The organism is Klebsiella sp. K4 (genome assembly GCF_014596785.2).
In the GTDB taxonomy this organism is placed as follows: Bacteria; Pseudomonadota; Gammaproteobacteria; order Enterobacterales; family Enterobacteriaceae; genus Klebsiella; species Klebsiella pneumoniae.
In genome coordinates this window covers 4,491,722-4,508,182 of the sequence record NZ_CP115021.1, presented here as the reverse complement: position 1 = coordinate 4,508,182, position 16,461 = coordinate 4,491,722, and the positions used below count along the sequence as shown (strand labels likewise).

Here is a 16,461-nt window from a genome sequence, read left to right as displayed (position 1 = left end):
GCGGGGAAGTTTATCACTGCGAAAACGGGGCTTTTAGCGCGCAAGTATTGCGGTTTATGTCAATGATATTATGAATGTATTTCCTATTTTAATCCGTTTTTTGTATGTATATTTCGCCGTCGTTTTTGCCATCCAACAACCTTGTTCGGCAAGTCATCCGTAACCCTGGGCGAATCCGAGGCAAAAAATTTTTATGCTTGCCCCTTGATGCCGGAGTGGGCGACCCCATCTTGTAGTCAACCGCAGTGAAGAACCTGAAAAAAAATGATGTCTGGGCAGTTGAAACCGCACGTTTCGCCCTTATTACAGGTTCACAACCACATGTTGATCGAATTTTTAGTGGAGACGTTTAGATGGGTAAAATTATTGGTATCGACCTGGGTACTACCAACTCTTGTGTAGCGATTATGGATGGCACTACTGCACGCGTGCTGGAGAACGCCGAAGGCGATCGCACCACGCCTTCTATCATTGCCTATACCCAGGATGGTGAAACTCTGGTTGGTCAGCCGGCTAAACGTCAGGCAGTGACAAACCCGCAAAACACCCTGTTTGCGATTAAACGCCTGATTGGCCGCCGCTTCCAGGACGAAGAAGTTCAGCGTGACGTTTCTATCATGCCATACAAAATTGTTGCCGCAGACAATGGCGACGCATGGCTGGATGTGAAAGGCACCAAAACTGCACCGCCGCAGATCTCTGCTGAAGTGCTGAAGAAAATGAAGAAAACGGCTGAAGATTACCTGGGTGAACCGGTAACTGAAGCGGTTATCACCGTACCGGCTTACTTCAACGATGCGCAGCGTCAGGCAACCAAAGATGCCGGCCGTATCGCCGGTCTGGAAGTCAAACGTATCATCAACGAACCAACCGCGGCCGCGCTGGCTTACGGTCTGGATAAAGAAGTGGGCAACCGTACTATCGCGGTTTACGACCTCGGTGGTGGTACTTTCGATATCTCGATTATCGAAATCGACGAAGTTGATGGCGAAAAAACCTTTGAAGTTCTGGCGACCAACGGTGATACCCACCTGGGCGGCGAAGACTTCGATACTCGTCTGATCAACTACCTCGTTGATGAGTTCAAGAAAGATCAGGGCATTGACCTGCGCAACGACCCGCTGGCCATGCAGCGCCTGAAAGAAGCCGCTGAGAAAGCGAAGATTGAACTGTCTTCTGCTCAGCAGACCGACGTTAACCTGCCGTACATCACTGCAGATGCGACCGGTCCGAAACACATGAACATCAAAGTGACTCGCGCGAAACTGGAAAGCCTGGTAGAAGACCTGGTTAACCGTTCCATCGAGCCGCTGAAAGTCGCTCTGCAGGATGCCGGTCTGTCCGTTTCCGATATCAACGACGTGATCCTCGTTGGTGGTCAGACTCGTATGCCGATGGTGCAGAAGAAAGTGGCCGAGTTCTTTGGTAAAGAACCGCGTAAAGACGTTAACCCGGATGAAGCCGTGGCGATCGGTGCTGCCGTTCAGGGCGGTGTACTGACTGGCGATGTGAAAGACGTTCTGCTGCTCGACGTAACCCCGCTGTCGCTGGGTATCGAAACCATGGGCGGCGTGATGACTGCGCTTATCAGCAAAAACACCACCATCCCGACCAAGCACAGCCAGGTGTTCTCTACCGCTGAAGACAACCAGTCTGCGGTAACCATCCATGTGCTGCAGGGTGAGCGTAAACGCGCGTCTGATAACAAATCTCTGGGTCAGTTCAACCTGGATGGTATTAACCCGGCGCCGCGCGGCATGCCGCAGATCGAAGTGACCTTCGACATCGATGCTGACGGTATCCTGCACGTCTCCGCGAAAGACAAAAACAGCGGTAAAGAGCAGAAGATCACCATCAAAGCGTCTTCCGGTCTGAATGAAGAAGAAATTCAGAAAATGGTTCGCGAAGCAGAAGCTAACGCCGAATCTGACCGTAAGTTCGAAGAGCTGGTACAGACCCGCAACCAGGGCGACCATCTGCTGCACAGCACTCGTAAGCAGGTTGAAGAAGCAGGCGATAAACTGCCGGCTGACGACAAAACTGCCATTGAGTCTGCGCTGACCGCGCTGGAATCTTCTCTGAAAGGCGAAGACAAAGCGGATATCGAAGCGAAAATGCAGGCGCTGGCGCAGGCTTCTCAGAAGCTGATGGAAATTGCTCAGCAGCAGCACGCTCAGCAGCAGGCGGGTTCCGCTGACGCTCAGGCGAGCAACGCGAAAGACGACGATGTTGTCGACGCTGAGTTCGAAGAAGTGAAAGATAAAAAATAATCGCCCTTTGAACGGGTAAAACACTGGCACGGGCGAAGAGGTTTCCTCTCCGCCCGTGCACGCATGTTAAGGGGCTGAAAAACACCGATGGCAAAGCAAGATTACTACGAGATTTTAGGCGTTTCCAAAACAGCGGAAGAGCGTGAAATCAAAAAGGCTTATAAGCGCCTGGCCATGAAATATCACCCGGACCGCAACCAGGGTGATAAAGAGGCTGAAGCCAAATTTAAAGAAATCAAAGAAGCGTATGAAATCCTGACTGATGCCCAGAAGCGTGCGGCCTACGATCAGTACGGCCACGCGGCCTTCGAACAGGGCGGCATGGGCGGCGGCGGCGGTTTTGGCGGCGGTGCCGACTTCAGCGATATCTTTGGCGATGTTTTCGGCGATATCTTTGGCGGCGGACGTGGTCGTCAGCGCGCGGCACGCGGCGCCGATCTCCGTTACAACATGGAGCTGACGCTGGAAGAAGCGGTGCGCGGCGTCACTAAAGAGATCCGTATTCCGACGCTGGAAGAGTGCGACGTCTGCCACGGCAGCGGCGCCAAGGCCGGCAGCAAACCGCAGACCTGTCCGACCTGTCATGGCGCGGGCCAGGTGCAGATGCGCCAGGGCTTTTTTGCTGTACAGCAGACCTGTCCGCACTGCCAGGGACGCGGTACGCTAATTAAAGATCCGTGCAATAAATGTCATGGCCATGGCCGCGTAGAAAAAACCAAAACCCTGTCGGTTAAAATTCCGGCGGGCGTGGATACCGGTGACCGGATCCGTCTGGCGGGCGAAGGCGAGGCCGGCGAACATGGCGCGCCGGCAGGCGATCTGTACGTTCAGGTTCAGGTGAAGCAGCACGCTATCTTTGAACGTGAAGGCAATAACCTGTACTGCGAAGTTCCGATCAACTTCACCATGGCGGCGCTGGGCGGTGAGATCGAGGTCCCAACGCTCGACGGCCGCGTGAACCTGAAAATTCCAAGTGAAACCCAGACCGGCAAGCTGTTCCGCATGCGTGGAAAAGGCGTGAAATCCGTTCGCGGCGGCGCGCAGGGCGATCTGCTGTGCCGCGTGGTGGTGGAGACGCCGGTGGGGCTGAATGAGAAGCAGAAGCAGCTGCTGAAAGAGCTGCAGGAGAGCTTCGGCGGTCCGACCGGGGAAAACAACAGCCCGCGTTCGAAAAGCTTCTTTGACGGCGTGAAGAAGTTCTTCGACGACCTGACCCGCTAATTCCGCCTTTGTTGATATCCGGCCCGGGCCTTTGCTGCCCGGGCTTTTTTTCGCCTTAGAACTCCCCTTTAACTCGTAAAAAGCGAATATTAGCGCAACTTAAATCTGATTTTTTCGAGTTATCAGTGTGTGTATTATGCTTTTATCGAGTTATTCACCAACAGGATGAAAGTAAAAGTGAAACATCTGCAACGATTCTTTAGTAGCGATGCTTCCGGCGGCATTGTCTTAATTATCGCCGCCGCGCTGGCGATGGTGATGGCCAATACCAGCGTGACCAGCGGTCTGTATCACTCCTTCCTTGAGACGCCAGTACAGCTGCGTGTGGGCGCGCTGGAGATCAACAAGAACATGCTGTTATGGATCAATGATGCCCTGATGGCGGTGTTCTTTTTGCTGATTGGCCTGGAGGTCAAGCGTGAGCTGATGCAGGGGTCGCTGGCGAGCCGCCGTCAGGCGGTCTTCCCGGTAATCGCCGCGCTGGGCGGGATGATCGTCCCGGCCCTGGTCTACCTGGCCTTTAACGCCCAGGATCCTGTCGCCAGAGAAGGGTGGGCGATCCCGGCGGCGACGGATATTGCCTTTGCCCTCGGCGTGCTGGCGCTGTTAGGTAGCCGGGTCCCGACGGCGCTGAAGATTTTCCTGATGGCGCTGGCGATTATTGATGACCTCGGGGCTATCGTGATTATCGCGCTGTTTTATACCCACGACCTGTCCATGCTCTCGCTGGGCGTGGCGGCGGCGGCGATCGCGGTGCTGGTGGCCCTGAATCTGAGCGGCGTGCGGCGTACCGGGATCTATATTCTGGTTGGCGCGGTGCTGTGGACGGCGGTGCTGAAGTCTGGCGTTCACGCGACCCTTGCCGGGGTGATTGTCGGCTTTATGATCCCGCTCGAGGAAAAGCATGGCAAGTCGCCGGCCAAAGCGCTTGAGCATGTCCTGCACCCGTGGGTGGCGTTTATGATCCTGCCGCTGTTTGCCTTCGCGAACGCGGGGGTCTCACTGCAGGGGGTCACCCTTGCCGGGCTGACGTCGCTCCTGCCGCTGGGCATTATGGCTGGCCTGTTTATCGGTAAGCCGCTGGGGATTAGCCTGTTCTGCTGGCTGGCCCTGAAGCTGAAGTGGGCTTCGCTGCCGGAGGGAACCACCTGCAAGCAAATTATGGCGGTGGGGATCCTGTGCGGGATTGGCTTTACGATGTCGATTTTCATCGCCACCCTGGCCTTTGGCAGCGTGGATCCCGCGTTGATCAACTGGGCTAAGCTGGGCATCTTAATTGGCTCAGTGGTATCCGCTGTTACCGGCTACCTCATACTGCGTCAGCGCGTGACGGATACTCGCCTCGCGGTATAACCTTTCTGCAGGAGAGCCCGCCAGGCTCTCCTGGACATTATCAGGGAGAGAAGCATGTCACATATTAACTACAATCATCTGTACTACTTCTGGCACGTGTATAAAGAAGGGTCCGTCGTGGGCGCGGCGGAGGCGCTGTTTCTGACGCCGCAGACCATTACCGGGCAGATCAAAGCCCTGGAGGAGCGCCTGCAGGGGAAATTATTTAAGCGAAAGGGAAGGGGGCTTGAGCCGAGCGAGCTGGGGGAGCTGGTTTTTCGCTATGCCGACCGGATGTTTACCCTCAGCCAGGAGATGCTCGACATCGTCAACTATCGCAAAGAGTCGAACCTGCTGTTTGACGTCGGCGTGGCCGATGCGCTCTCGAAACGGCTGGTCAGCGGCGTGCTGGATGCCGCTGTCGTTGAGAGCGAGCAGATTCATCTGCGCTGTTTTGAATCCACTCATGAGCTGCTGCTGGAGCAGCTGAGCCAGCATAAGCTCGACATGATTATCTCTGACTGCCCGATCGACTCGACGCAGCAGGAAGGGCTATTTTCGGTGAAGATCGGCGAGTGCAGCGTCAGCTTCTGGTGCATGAATCCGGCGCCGACGAAGCCGTTCCCGGCCTGCCTCGAAGAGCGGCGGCTGCTGATCCCCGGCCGGCGATCGATGCTGGGACGTAAGCTGCTGAACTGGATTAACGTGCAGGGCCTGAAGGTGGAGATCCTCGGCGAGTTTGACGACGCGGCGCTCATGAAAGCCTTCGGCGCCGCACATAATGCGATATTTGTCGCGCCGACGCTCTACGCGCATGATTTCTACCATGATGAATCGATTGTCGAAATTGGCCGTATGGATAGCGTGATGGAGGAGTATCACGCTATTTTCGCTGAACGAATGATTCAGCACCCGGCGGTACAGCGTATCTGTAATCGCGATTATTCGTCGCTGTTCACCGAACCCCGATAGCCGGAAGGCGTGGGCTGGCGTGGCTCAGATCGCGCCAGCGTGCGCTACCGGGGGAAGATGATAGGCATAAAAAAACCCGCTTTCGCGGGTTTCTTTAACAAAGTTCAGCAAGCAGGCGATTAAGCCAGTTTGTTGATCTGTGCAGTCAGGTTTGCTTTATGACGCGCAGCTTTGTTTTTGTGGATCAGACCTTTAGCAGCCTGACGGTCCACGATCGGTTGCATTTCGTTAAATGCTTTCTGTGCAGCAGCTTTGTCGCCAGCTTCGATAGCTGCGTATACTTTCTTGATGAAAGTACGCATCATAGAGCGACGGCTTGCGTTGTGCTTGCGAGCCTTTTCAGACTGAACGGCGCGCTTCTTAGCTGATTTGATATTAGCCAAGGTCCAACTCCCAAATGTGTTCTATATGGACAATTCAAAGGCCGAGGAATATGCCCGTTTAGCCTTCTTTTGTCAATGGATTTGTGCAAATAAGCGCCGTTTAACACCACAGCGCTTCATTACGTAGTGATGGCGCAAGATTCTACCAGCTTGTTGCAGGCGAATACAGCTTTTCCACCATAAAAATCGCCGGGCGCGGCCAGTTTTCACGCTTTCTCGCGCTGAGTGAATGAATTCCTGAGAACTTTCGTTGCCGAGGTGCAATCGCTGGTTAACGTTGACAGTTGTACAAGGTATACTCGGACGATTTTCACTGTTTTGAGCCAGACATGAAGCTGATACGCGGCATACATAATCTCAGTCAGGCCCCGCACGGGTGCGTGCTGACCATTGGTAATTTCGACGGCGTGCATCGTGGGCATCAGGCGCTGCTGCAGCGGTTGCGCGAAGAGGGCCGCCAGCGCGGTTTACCGGTCGTGGTGATGATTTTTGAACCCCAGCCGCTGGAGCTCTTTGCCGCTGATAAAGCCCCGGCGCGATTGACGCGCCTGCGTGAAAAGCTGGGCTATCTGGCTGAAAGCGGGGTTGACTATGTATTGTGCGTTCGCTTTGACCGCCGGTTCGCCGCGCTAACCGCGCAGGATTTTATCAGTGAACTGCTGGTGCGTCGCCTGGGCGTGCAGTTCCTCGCCGTTGGTGACGATTTCCGCTTTGGCGCTGGTCGCCAGGGGGATTTCTTGTTATTACAAAAGGCGGGGGCGGAATATGGCTTCGACGTCACCAGTACCCAAACCTTCTGCGAAGGCGGGGTGCGAATCAGCAGCACGGCGGTACGCCAGGCGCTGGCCGATGACGATCTCCTGCTGGCGGAGACGCTGCTCGGCCATCCGTTTAGCATCTCCGGACGCGTCGTGCATGGTGATGAACTAGGCCGAACCATAGGTTTTCCGACGGCGAACTTACCGCTGCGTCGTCAGGTTTCCCCGGTTAAAGGGGTCTATGCGGTAGAAGTGACAGGGCTGGGCGACAAACCGATAGCGGGCGTCGCCAATATTGGCACCCGTCCAACGGTTGCGGGCGTGCGTCAGCAGCTCGAAGTACATCTGTTGGACGTTGTAATGGACCTCTACGGTCGCCATATCAATGTAATACTGCGTAAAAAGATACGTAACGAGCAGCGGTTTGCGTCGCTGGACGAGCTGAAGGCGCAAATCGCACGTGATGAGTTAACGGCCCGCGAATTATTTGGGCTGACCAGCCAGGCCTGAGCCACTGGTGTTTATCAAACCGAAATACGGAACCGAGAATCTGATGAGTGACTATAAATCGACCCTGAATTTGCCGGAAACAGGGTTCCCTATGCGTGGCGACCTCGCCAAACGCGAACCGGGAATGCTGGCGCGTTGGACCGATGATGACCTGTACGGCATCATTCGTGCAGCCAAAAAAGGCAAAAAAACCTTCATTCTGCATGATGGCCCTCCTTATGCGAATGGCAGCATTCATATTGGTCACTCGGTAAACAAGATTCTGAAAGACATTATCGTTAAGTCCAAAGGGCTGACGGGCTATGACTCGCCTTACGTTCCGGGCTGGGACTGCCACGGTCTGCCGATCGAGCTGAAAGTGGAGCAGGAATACGGCAAGCCGGGTGAGAAATTTACCGCTGCCGAATTCCGCGCTAAGTGCCGCGAATATGCCGCCGAGCAGATCGATGGCCAGCGTAAAGACTTTATCCGTCTCGGCGTGCTGGGCGACTGGTCGCATCCGTACCTGACCATGGACTTCAAAACCGAAGCCAACATCATCCGCGCGCTGGGCAAAATCATCGGTAATGGCCACCTGCATAAAGGCGCCAAACCGGTGCACTGGTGCGTAGACTGCCGTTCCGCGCTGGCGGAAGCGGAAGTGGAGTATTACGACAAAACCTCTCCGTCTATCGATGTCGCGTTCCACGCGGTAGACAAAGCCGCGGTACTGGCGAAATTCGGCGTAGCCGACGTCAACGGTCCGGTGTCGCTGGTTATCTGGACCACCACGCCGTGGACCCTGCCGGCCAACCGCGCTATCTCTCTGTCTCCTGAGTTCGACTATGCGCTGGTGCAGGTTGACGGCCAGGCGCTGATCCTGGCGAAAGACCTGGTTGAGAGCGTAATGAAGCGCGTTGGCGCGACGGACTACACTATTCTGGCGGCGGTACAAGGTTCTGAGCTTGAGCTGATGCGCTTTAAGCATCCGTTCCTCGATTTCGACGTGCCGGCGATCCTTGGCGACCACGTGACGCTGGATGCCGGTACCGGTGCGGTGCATACCGCTGGCGGCCACGGTCCGGACGACTACACCATCAGCCAGAAATACGGTCTGGAAATCGCCAACCCGGTTGGCCCGGACGGCGCTTACCTGCCTGGCACCTGGCCGTCCCTGGACGGCATTAATGTTTTCAAAGCCAATGACATCATCGTTGAGATGCTGCGTGAGCGTGGCGCGCTGTTACACGTTGAGAAACTGCAGCACAGCTATCCATGCTGCTGGCGCCACAAGTCGCCGATCATCTTCCGCGCCACTCCGCAGTGGTTCGTGAGCATGGATCAGAAAGGCCTGCGCGCGCAGTCGCTGAAAGAGATCAAAGGCGTGCAGTGGATCCCGGACTGGGGCCAGGCGCGTATCGAATCGATGGTCGCTAACCGCCCTGACTGGTGTATCTCCCGTCAGCGCACCTGGGGCGTGCCGATGTCGCTGTTCGTGCATAAAGAAACCCACGAACTGCACCCGCGTACCCTTGAGCTGATGGAAGAAGTGGCAAAACGCGTTGAAGTTGACGGCATCCAGGCGTGGTGGGATCTCGATTCCCGCGACATTCTTGGCGATGACGCCGACAGCTACGAGAAAGTGCCGGATACCCTCGACGTCTGGTTTGACTCCGGGTCGACCCACTCTTCCGTGGTTGACGTGCGTCCGGAATTCGCCGGTCACGCCGCCGATATGTATCTGGAAGGTTCTGACCAGCATCGCGGCTGGTTCATGTCCTCGCTGATGATTTCCACGGCGATGAAAGGCAAAGCGCCATATCGTCAGGTACTGACCCACGGCTTCACCGTCGACGGTCAGGGCCGCAAAATGTCCAAGTCTATCGGCAACACCGTTAGCCCGCAGGACGTGATGAACAAGCTCGGCGCCGATATCCTGCGCCTGTGGGTGGCTTCCACCGACTACACCGGCGAAATGGCGGTCTCTGACGAGATCCTCAAACGCGCTGCGGACAGCTATCGTCGTATCCGTAACACCGCGCGCTTCCTGCTGGCGAACCTTAACGGTTTCGATCCGGTGAAAGACATGGTTAAACCGGAAGAGATGGTGGTGCTGGACCGCTGGGCGGTCGGCTGCGCGCAGGCGGCACAGGAAGATATCCTGAAAGCCTACGAATCCTACGACTTCCATGAAGTGGTGCAGCGCCTGATGCGCTTCTGCTCCATCGAGATGGGCTCGTTCTACCTCGACATCATCAAAGACCGCCAGTACACCGCCAAGGCGGACAGCGTGGCGCGTCGCAGCTGCCAGACCGCGCTGTTCCATATCGTGGAAGCGCTGGTGCGCTGGATGGCGCCGATCATGTCCTTCACCGCAGATGAAATCTGGGGCTATCTGCCGGGCGAGCGTGAGAAATATGTCTTCACCGGCGAGTGGTATGAAGGTCTGTTCGGCCTGGCCGACGACGAAGCGATGAACGACGATTTCTGGGACGAGCTGCTGAAGGTGCGTGGCGAAGTCAACAAGGTGATCGAGCAGGCGCGTGCGGATAAGAAAGTCGGCGGCTCGCTGGAAGCGGCAGTCACGCTGTATGCTGATGCCGATCTGGCGGCTAAGCTCAATGCGCTGGGCGATGAATTGCGATTTGTCCTGTTGACCTCCGGGGCGAACGTCGCAGACTATGCGAGCGCGTCCGCTGATGCGCAGCAAAGCGAACTGCTCAAAGGGTTGAAAGTCGCATTGAGTAAAGCTGAAGGTGAGAAATGCCCGCGCTGCTGGCATTACACCACCGATATCGGCAAGGTGGCGGAACACGCGGAAATCTGCGGACGCTGTGTGAGCAACGTCGCCGGTGACGGCGAGCAACGTAAATTCGCCTGATGAGTAAATCGATCTGTTCAACGGGGCTACGCTGGCTGTGGGTGGTCGTAGCCGTGCTGATTATCGATCTGGGCAGCAAATTCCTGATCCTCCAGAACTTCGCTCTGGGGGAGACGGTTCCGCTGTTCCCGTCGCTTAATCTGCATTATGCCCGCAACTATGGCGCGGCCTTTAGCTTTCTCGCCGACAGCGGCGGCTGGCAGCGCTGGTTCTTTTCCGGGATCGCGATCGGCATTTGCGTAGTGCTGACGGTGCTGATGTACCGTTCGAAGGCGACGCAAAAGCTGAACAATATTGCCTACGCGCTGATTATCGGCGGCGCGCTGGGCAACTTGTTCGATCGCCTGTGGCATGGCTTTGTGGTCGATATGATCGACTTCTACGTCGGCGACTGGCATTTTGCCACCTTCAACCTCGCCGATAGCGCGATCTGCATCGGCGCAGCGCTGATTGTGCTGGAAGGCTTCCTGCCGAAACCGACTGTGAAAGAGCAGGCGTAAATCTCAATGCCGGGTGACGTGACGCTTACCCGGCCTACAGAATTTTTGGCCCCCGTAGGCCCGGTAAGCGTAATGCCGCCGTGCACCGGGTGACCTAAACAAGCGAGCAATTTGCATGTCTAAATCCGTACAGAGCAACAGCGCGGTACTGGTGCACTTCACTCTGAAACTGGACGACGGCTCCACTGCCGAGTCCACCCGCAGCAACGGCAAACCGGCGCTGTTTCGCCTCGGCGACACCTCTTTGTCTGAAGGGCTGGAGCAACAGCTTCTCGGTTTGAAAGAGGGGGAGAAAAAGGCCTTTTCGCTGGAGCCTGACGCCGCCTTTGGCGTACCCAGCCCGGACCTGATTCAGTATTTCTCTCGCCGCGAGTTTATCGACGCTGGCGAGCCGGAGATCGGCGCGATTATGCTCTTTACCGCAATGGATGGCAGCGAAATGCCTGGCGTGATCCGCGAAGTGAACGGCGATTCCATCACCGTTGACTTCAACCATCCGCTGGCCGGGCGCACTGTTCATTTTGATATTGAAGTGCTGGAGATCGATCCGGCGCTGGAGGAGTAACATGCAGATCCTGTTGGCTAACCCGCGCGGTTTTTGCGCTGGCGTTGACCGCGCTATCAGCATTGTAGAAAACGCGCTGACGCTGTATGGCGCACCGATCTATGTTCGTCATGAAGTGGTGCACAACCGCTATGTGGTGGATAGCCTGCGCAAGCGTGGCGCCATTTTTATCGAACAGATCAGCGAAGTGCCGGACGGCGCGATCCTGATTTTCTCCGCCCACGGCGTGTCGCAGGCGGTACGCAACGAAGCGAAGAGCCGCGACCTGACGGTGTTCGATGCCACCTGTCCGCTGGTGACCAAAGTCCATATGGAAGTCGCCCGCGCCAGCCGCCGCGGCGAAGAGTCGATTCTGATTGGCCATGCCGGCCATCCGGAAGTCGAAGGCACCATGGGACAGTACAACAACCCGCAAGGGGGGATGTACCTGGTCGAGTCGCCGGAAGACGTGCTGAAGCTGGAAGTGAAAAATGACGCCCGGCTGTCGTTTATGACCCAGACCACGCTCTCCGTCGACGATACCTCGGATGTGATTGACGCCCTGCGCGCGCGTTTTCCGAAAATCGTCGGCCCGCGCAAAGACGACATTTGCTATGCCACCACTAACCGTCAGGAAGCCGTGCGCGCGCTGGCGGAGCAGGCTGACGTAGTGCTGGTGGTCGGGTCGAAAAACTCCTCCAACTCTAACCGCCTCGCCGAGCTGGCGCAGCGGATGGGTAAGGCGGCTTACCTGATTGACGACGCCTCCGATATCCAGGAAGCGTGGGTCAAGGATGCGGCCTGCGTCGGCGTGACGGCGGGCGCGTCGGCGCCGGATATTCTGGTGCAGAACGTCATTACCCGCCTGCAGGAGCTGGGCGGCGGCGAAGCCGTGCCGCTGGAAGGCCGGGAAGAGAATATCGTCTTTGAAGTGCCGAAAGAGCTGCGTGTGGATGTCCGTGAAGTAGAGTAAGTTCTTTCCTCCAGCAGTATGAGAAGATGCCAGACTTAACGTCTGGCATTTTTTTAGGGAGAAACCATGCGCTTACCAATCATTCTTGATACCGATCCGGGCATCGACGATGCCGCCGCCATTGCCGCGGCGCTGTTCGCGCCTGAGCTGGATCTGCAGCTGATGACCACCGTAGCGGGCAATGTCTCGGTGGAGAAGACGACCCGTAACGCGCTGCAATTGCTGCATTTCTGGAATGCCGATGTACCGCTGGCGCAGGGCGCGTCGATGCCGCTGGTGCGTCCGTTGCGCGACGCCGCCTCGGTGCATGGCGAATCCGGCATGGAGGGGTATGACTTTGTTGAGCATCAACGTCAACCGCTGGCGAAGCCGGCCTTCCAGGCGATCCGTGATGCGCTTATGCATGCTGCCGAGCCGATCACCCTGGTGGCGATTGGCCCGCTGACCAATATAGCGCTGCTGCTGACCCAGTACCCGGAATGCGTGTTTAATATTCGCCGGCTGGTGATCATGGGCGGCTCGGCGGGCCGCGGCAACTTCACGCCGAATGCGGAATTCAATATCGCTATCGACCCGGAGGCCGCCGCGAAAGTGTTCCACAGCGGGCTGGAGATTGTGATGTGCGGGCTGGACGTCACCAACCGGGCGCTGCTGGCGGCGGATTATCTGGCGACGCTGCCGACGCTGAACCAGACCGGTAAAATGCTCCATGCGCTGTTTAGCCACTATCGCAGCGGCAGCATGAGCAGCGGTCTGCGCATGCACGACTTGTGCGCTATTGCGTGGCTGGCCCGCCCGGAACTGTTCACTCTCCAGCCGTGCTTTGTGGCGGTGGAGACGCAGGGGACCTGGACCGCCGGCACCACGGTGGTGGATATCGAAGGACGACTGGGCCAGCCGGCGAACGCCCAGGTGGCGCTGGATATCGACGTCGAAGGGTTTCAGCGCTGGGCGGCGGAGGTGATTGCCCTGGCGCCGTGATATATCACTCGATTTTCAAGGAGAGAAGCAATGACCTATGGACAGGCGTATTTGAGCGGCTGGAAAGAGCCCTTTAATTTTAGCGGACGCGCCAGCCGGCAGCAGTTCTGGACGTTTTTTCTTATCAATGTGCTGATCGCCGCCGCGCCAGTGGCCGCCTGGAGTCTGGCCACCCTTGTTGACCCTCACTACGGGATCCTCAGTTTTGTTGTCATACCCTTTGCGGCGCTGTGGCTGCTGTTGATGGCGATCCCCCTGCTGGCTGTAGGCTGCCGGCGGATGCATGATATCGGCCGCTCCGGGATCTGGTTTGTGTTGGGAGTTATCATTCCGTGGTTTGCAATTATTTCGCTGGCTCTGTGCTGCCAGCGTTCAGCGCCGGCACCGTCTCGCTGAGATAATCGATCATCGCCCGCATCCTGGCGGGCATATGCTTATCTCCCGCCCACAGTAGCCACAGGTCGCCGGAGTAGCTGCTGATAAATTCCCACTCGGGCAACACCTGCACGATGTCGCCGTTCGCCAGCGCCTCACGGGCGGTGAACAGCGGCAGGCTGCCGATCCCTAAATGCTGTCTGACCGCGTCGAGGCGTACGGCGGTATGGTTGGCGGCGTACCGCCCGTAGGTTGGCACCGTTTCTGTTTTGCCTTCCCGACGGAACTTCCAGCGCGCATCGGCGGGCGTTTCGCCAAGGCTAATGCAGCTATGCGCGCGCAGATCCTGCGGCGTGTACGGCGTACCGTGCTGCTGTAAATAGGCCTCAGTGGCGCAGATAACGTGCCTGATTGGCATCAGCGGTTTGCCATGCAGGCCGGGGGAGGGGGTATCGGTGATGCGTAGCGCCAGATCAATACCGTCATCGATAAAATCGAGAGGGCGATCTTCCAGCCGCAGGCAGACGTCCACCTGCGGGTAGCGGTGGAAAAACGCCATCATCAGCGGGTGGATCACAAAGCGGCCGACGGCTTTCGGGACGCTGAGCGTCAGCTTTCCCTGGGCGACCGTTTGGCGACTGCCTGCGGAATCCATTGCCTGTCGCGCCGCTTCCAGCATCTGCTGGGCATGCTGATATATCGTTTCCCCGGCATCGCTAAGACGCAGCTTGCGGGTGGTACGCTGCAGCAGTTTGCAGCCCATCTCTCGCTCCAGCCGTGACACGCTGCGGCTAACGGCTGAAGGGGTAATGCCGTTCTGGCGGGCGACGGCGGAGAAGCTGCCCTGGTCGACTATCTGAACGAAAAGAGCGAGGTCGGGCAGGAGGTTCAGATTCATTTGTGCTCCCGGAGCAAGAGTGCATTGGCGGGTGGTGGGATTATCGCTGTCGGCATTAATAATATACTGGGCGGACAGAGAGGAGAATCACTATGACTGAACGGGTTTATTACACCAGCGATGCTACCGACGGGCGCGCCCAGATCATCGCCTGCACTGCAGAAGCGGATGGCCGTTACGCCATCGAACTGGATCGGACGCTGTTTCACCCGCAAGGGGGCGGTCAACCGGCGGACCGTGGATGGATTGCCGGGCAGGTGGTTGAGACGGTGGCTGTGCGCGGCGAAAGGGTGCTGCATATTCTGTCGCAACCCCTTCCCCTCGGTGAAGTGGAGATGAAAATTGATGCCTCCGCGAGACAGCTGCATGCTCGTCTGCATTCTGCCGGCCACCTGCTTGGCCTGGCGGGCGAACAGCTTGGCTGGCAACCGGTGAAAGCGCACCACTGGCCCGGCGAAGGGCGGATAACCTTTGCCAGCAGGAATAGCGCCGCGCTGCCGGACGCCAGTGCGCTACTGGCGCTAGTAAAGGCATGGCAGGCGCAGGACTTACCGCGTCAGGTGACGTTCGCTGATGGCATGCGCAAGGTGGGATTCGGCGAGCTGCCAGCCTATCCCTGCGGAGGCACCCACGTCGCCCGTCTGGCGGAGCTGGGCGACATTGTCATTAGTCAGATTAAGATGAAGAAGGGGCAGCTGGTGGTCAGCTACACCCTGGCGTAAGGCTTTCTGCTCTACCGGAAGTATAATGTTTCCATAGCATTTCAATTCTGGTCGGTCGAGTTTGCCAGATTTAGTGCATCTTATTTCTTGAAACCAACAGATGACGAAAACGTCGATTATCATCTCAGAGAGAGCACCCGCAAAGCTCGCATTTCAGCACAATCGTATAGTTTTTACTGATATCGTCCGCTGTTTGTCATAAATTTCTAATTATCGGCGTTTTTGAGTAGCGGCCCGCTGACGGGCTGGTTACTCTGAAAACAATTTACGTAATGTTAACAAAAGAGAATAGCTATGCATGATGCACAAATCCGCGTGGCCATCGCCGGCGCGGGCGGCCGGATGGGACGCCAGTTAATTCAGGCTGCATTGCAGATGGAAGGCGTGGCGCTGGGCGCGGCGCTGGAGCGCGAAGGGTCAAGCCTGGTGGGCAGCGACGCCGGCGAGCTGGCGGGCGCCGGCAAAGCGGGCGTCGCGGTGCAGAGCAGCCTGGCGGTGGTAAAAGATGATTTCGACGTGTTGATCGATTTTACCCGCCCGGAAGGCACGCTGAACCATCTGGCGTTTTGCCGCGAGCACGGCAAAGGGATGGTCATCGGCACCACCGGTTTTGACGACGCTGGCAAACAGGCGATTCGCGATGCCGCGCAGGACATTGCCATTGTCTTCGCCGCTAACTTTAGCGTTGGCGTCAATGTCCTGTTGAAGCTGCTGGAGAAGGCGGCGAAGGTGATGGGCGACTATACCGACATCGAAATTATCGAAGCGCACCACCGGCATAAAGTGGATGCGCCGTCAGGCACCGCGCTGGCGATGGGCGAAGCGATCGCCGGGGCATTGAACAAAGATCTTAAGGACTGCGCGGTCTACAGTCGTGAAGGCTACACTGGCGAACGCGTCCCGGGCACCATCGGCTTCGCGACCGTTCGCGCGGGCGATATCGTCGGGGAGCATACGGCAATGTTTGCTGACATCGGTGAGCGTATTGAAATCACCCATAAAGCGTCCAGCCGTATGACCTTTGCAAATGGCGCCGTTCGTTCAGCATTATGGCTGAAATACAAGAAAAATGGCCTGTTTGATATGCGTGATGTGCTGGATCTGAATAGTTTATAACGATTATTACCCATCGTGATGTGGTTATTGCTATCAATAAGTTATT

Annotated in this window: 15 protein-coding genes and 1 pseudogene; 14 read left to right on the top strand and 2 right to left on the bottom strand. The window is 57.1% G+C overall.

Features of this window, described 5'->3' with window-relative positions:
* Positions 1-353 precede the first annotated feature (353 nt).
* From dnaK to nhaR, 4 genes are all read left to right on the top strand, one after another.
* Positions 354-2,270, top strand: a complete 1,917-nt coding sequence (dnaK, locus tag IB144_RS22235) for a molecular chaperone DnaK (RefSeq protein WP_004146997.1) — start codon at positions 354-356, stop codon at positions 2,268-2,270.
* 87 nt (positions 2,271-2,357) lie between these two features.
* On the top strand, positions 2,358-3,491 hold the full coding sequence (dnaJ, locus tag IB144_RS22230; RefSeq protein WP_065888559.1) for a molecular chaperone DnaJ: 1,134 nt from the start codon (positions 2,358-2,360) through the stop codon (positions 3,489-3,491).
* 177 nt (positions 3,492-3,668) lie between these two features.
* Positions 3,669-4,844 (top strand): Na+/H+ antiporter NhaA, encoded by a 1,176-nt coding sequence (gene nhaA / locus IB144_RS22225; protein ID WP_004197936.1) that lies wholly within the window; start codon positions 3,669-3,671, stop codon positions 4,842-4,844.
* A 54-nt stretch (positions 4,845-4,898) separates the two neighbouring features.
* A complete protein-coding gene (gene nhaR, locus IB144_RS22220; protein WP_002887961.1) occupies positions 4,899-5,795 on the top strand; it encodes a transcriptional activator NhaR in 897 nt (298 codons plus the stop codon).
* 119 nt (positions 5,796-5,914) lie between these two features.
* Here the strand turns inward: nhaR and rpsT are convergent, their stop codons facing one another.
* Positions 5,915-6,178 carry a 30S ribosomal protein S20 gene (gene rpsT, locus IB144_RS22215; protein ID WP_002887965.1) on the bottom strand — a complete coding sequence of 88 codons (264 nt, stop codon included), beginning with the start codon at positions 6,176-6,178 and terminating at the stop codon, positions 5,915-5,917.
* A gap of 116 nt (positions 6,179-6,294) precedes the next feature.
* On the opposite strand from rpsT, the pseudogene IB144_RS22210 reads away from it, so the two are divergent.
* The 8 genes and pseudogenes from IB144_RS22210 to IB144_RS22175 form a co-directional block, all read left to right on the top strand.
* Positions 6,295-6,500: pseudogene (locus IB144_RS22210) on the top strand (DUF2575 domain-containing protein); the annotation flags it as partial.
* Positions 6,501-6,507: 7 nt separating this feature from the next.
* The gene (ribF, locus tag IB144_RS22205; protein ID WP_002887969.1) at positions 6,508-7,446 is read left to right on the top strand and encodes a bifunctional riboflavin kinase/FAD synthetase; all 939 of its coding nucleotides are present in this window, start codon (positions 6,508-6,510) and stop codon (positions 7,444-7,446) included.
* A gap of 43 nt (positions 7,447-7,489) precedes the next feature.
* A complete protein-coding gene (gene ileS, locus IB144_RS22200) occupies positions 7,490-10,306 on the top strand; it encodes an isoleucine--tRNA ligase (RefSeq protein ID WP_002887972.1) in 2,817 nt (938 codons plus the stop codon).
* Positions 10,306-10,806, top strand: coding sequence for a signal peptidase II (gene lspA / locus IB144_RS22195; RefSeq protein ID WP_002887973.1), 501 nt, complete (start codon positions 10,306-10,308; stop codon positions 10,804-10,806). Before ileS ends, lspA begins: the two co-directional genes overlap by 1 nt.
* Before the next feature lie 115 nt (positions 10,807-10,921).
* Positions 10,922-11,371: an FKBP-type peptidyl-prolyl cis-trans isomerase gene (gene fkpB, locus IB144_RS22190; RefSeq protein WP_002887976.1), complete on the top strand. Its 450-nt coding sequence runs from the start codon at positions 10,922-10,924 to the stop codon at positions 11,369-11,371.
* Position 11,372: 1 nt separating this feature from the next.
* Positions 11,373-12,323 (top strand): 4-hydroxy-3-methylbut-2-enyl diphosphate reductase, encoded by a 951-nt coding sequence (gene ispH / locus IB144_RS22185; protein WP_002887979.1) that lies wholly within the window; start codon positions 11,373-11,375, stop codon positions 12,321-12,323.
* 66 nt (positions 12,324-12,389) lie between these two features.
* A complete protein-coding gene (rihC, locus tag IB144_RS22180; RefSeq protein ID WP_002887981.1) occupies positions 12,390-13,304 on the top strand; it encodes a ribonucleoside hydrolase RihC in 915 nt (304 codons plus the stop codon).
* Between the two features lie 30 nt (positions 13,305-13,334).
* The gene (locus IB144_RS22175; RefSeq protein ID WP_004222616.1) at positions 13,335-13,700 is read left to right on the top strand and encodes a DUF805 domain-containing protein; all 366 of its coding nucleotides are present in this window, start codon (positions 13,335-13,337) and stop codon (positions 13,698-13,700) included.
* Here IB144_RS22175 and IB144_RS22170 read toward each other — a convergent pair.
* Positions 13,648-14,577 (bottom strand): LysR family transcriptional regulator, encoded by a 930-nt coding sequence (locus IB144_RS22170; RefSeq protein ID WP_023282160.1) that lies wholly within the window; start codon positions 14,575-14,577, stop codon positions 13,648-13,650. The genes IB144_RS22175 and IB144_RS22170 overlap by 53 nt on opposite strands.
* Positions 14,578-14,669: 92 nt before the next feature.
* Between IB144_RS22170 and IB144_RS22165 the strand changes: the two genes are divergently transcribed.
* Together IB144_RS22165 and dapB are read left to right on the top strand one after the other, a co-directional pair.
* The gene (locus IB144_RS22165) at positions 14,670-15,299 is read left to right on the top strand and encodes a hypothetical protein (protein WP_004192057.1); all 630 of its coding nucleotides are present in this window, start codon (positions 14,670-14,672) and stop codon (positions 15,297-15,299) included.
* A gap of 294 nt (positions 15,300-15,593) precedes the next feature.
* Entirely contained in the window at positions 15,594-16,415 is an 822-nt protein-coding gene (gene dapB, locus IB144_RS22160) for a 4-hydroxy-tetrahydrodipicolinate reductase (RefSeq protein ID WP_065888560.1), read from the top strand.
* Positions 16,416-16,461: the final 46 nt, after the last annotated feature.

Coding starts and splice junctions, on each gene's coding strand:
- dnaK (WP_004146997.1), top strand. CDS start 354: ATGGGTAAAATTATTGGTATCGACCTGGGTACTACCAACTCTTGTGTA.
- dnaJ (WP_065888559.1), top strand. CDS start 2,358: ATGGCAAAGCAAGATTACTACGAGATTTTAGGCGTTTCCAAAACAGCG.
- nhaR (WP_002887961.1), top strand. CDS start 4,899: ATGTCACATATTAACTACAATCATCTGTACTACTTCTGGCACGTGTAT.
- ribF (WP_002887969.1), top strand. CDS start 6,508: ATGAAGCTGATACGCGGCATACATAATCTCAGTCAGGCCCCGCACGGG.
- ileS (WP_002887972.1), top strand. CDS start 7,490: ATGAGTGACTATAAATCGACCCTGAATTTGCCGGAAACAGGGTTCCCT.
- lspA (WP_002887973.1), top strand. CDS start 10,306: ATGAGTAAATCGATCTGTTCAACGGGGCTACGCTGGCTGTGGGTGGTC.
- fkpB (WP_002887976.1), top strand. CDS start 10,922: ATGTCTAAATCCGTACAGAGCAACAGCGCGGTACTGGTGCACTTCACT.
- ispH (WP_002887979.1), top strand. CDS start 11,373: ATGCAGATCCTGTTGGCTAACCCGCGCGGTTTTTGCGCTGGCGTTGAC.
- rihC (WP_002887981.1), top strand. CDS start 12,390: ATGCGCTTACCAATCATTCTTGATACCGATCCGGGCATCGACGATGCC.
- IB144_RS22175 (WP_004222616.1), top strand. CDS start 13,335: ATGACCTATGGACAGGCGTATTTGAGCGGCTGGAAAGAGCCCTTTAAT.
- IB144_RS22170 (WP_023282160.1), bottom strand. CDS start 14,577: ATGAATCTGAACCTCCTGCCCGACCTCGCTCTTTTCGTTCAGATAGTC.
- IB144_RS22165 (WP_004192057.1), top strand. CDS start 14,670: ATGACTGAACGGGTTTATTACACCAGCGATGCTACCGACGGGCGCGCC.
- dapB (WP_065888560.1), top strand. CDS start 15,594: ATGCATGATGCACAAATCCGCGTGGCCATCGCCGGCGCGGGCGGCCGG.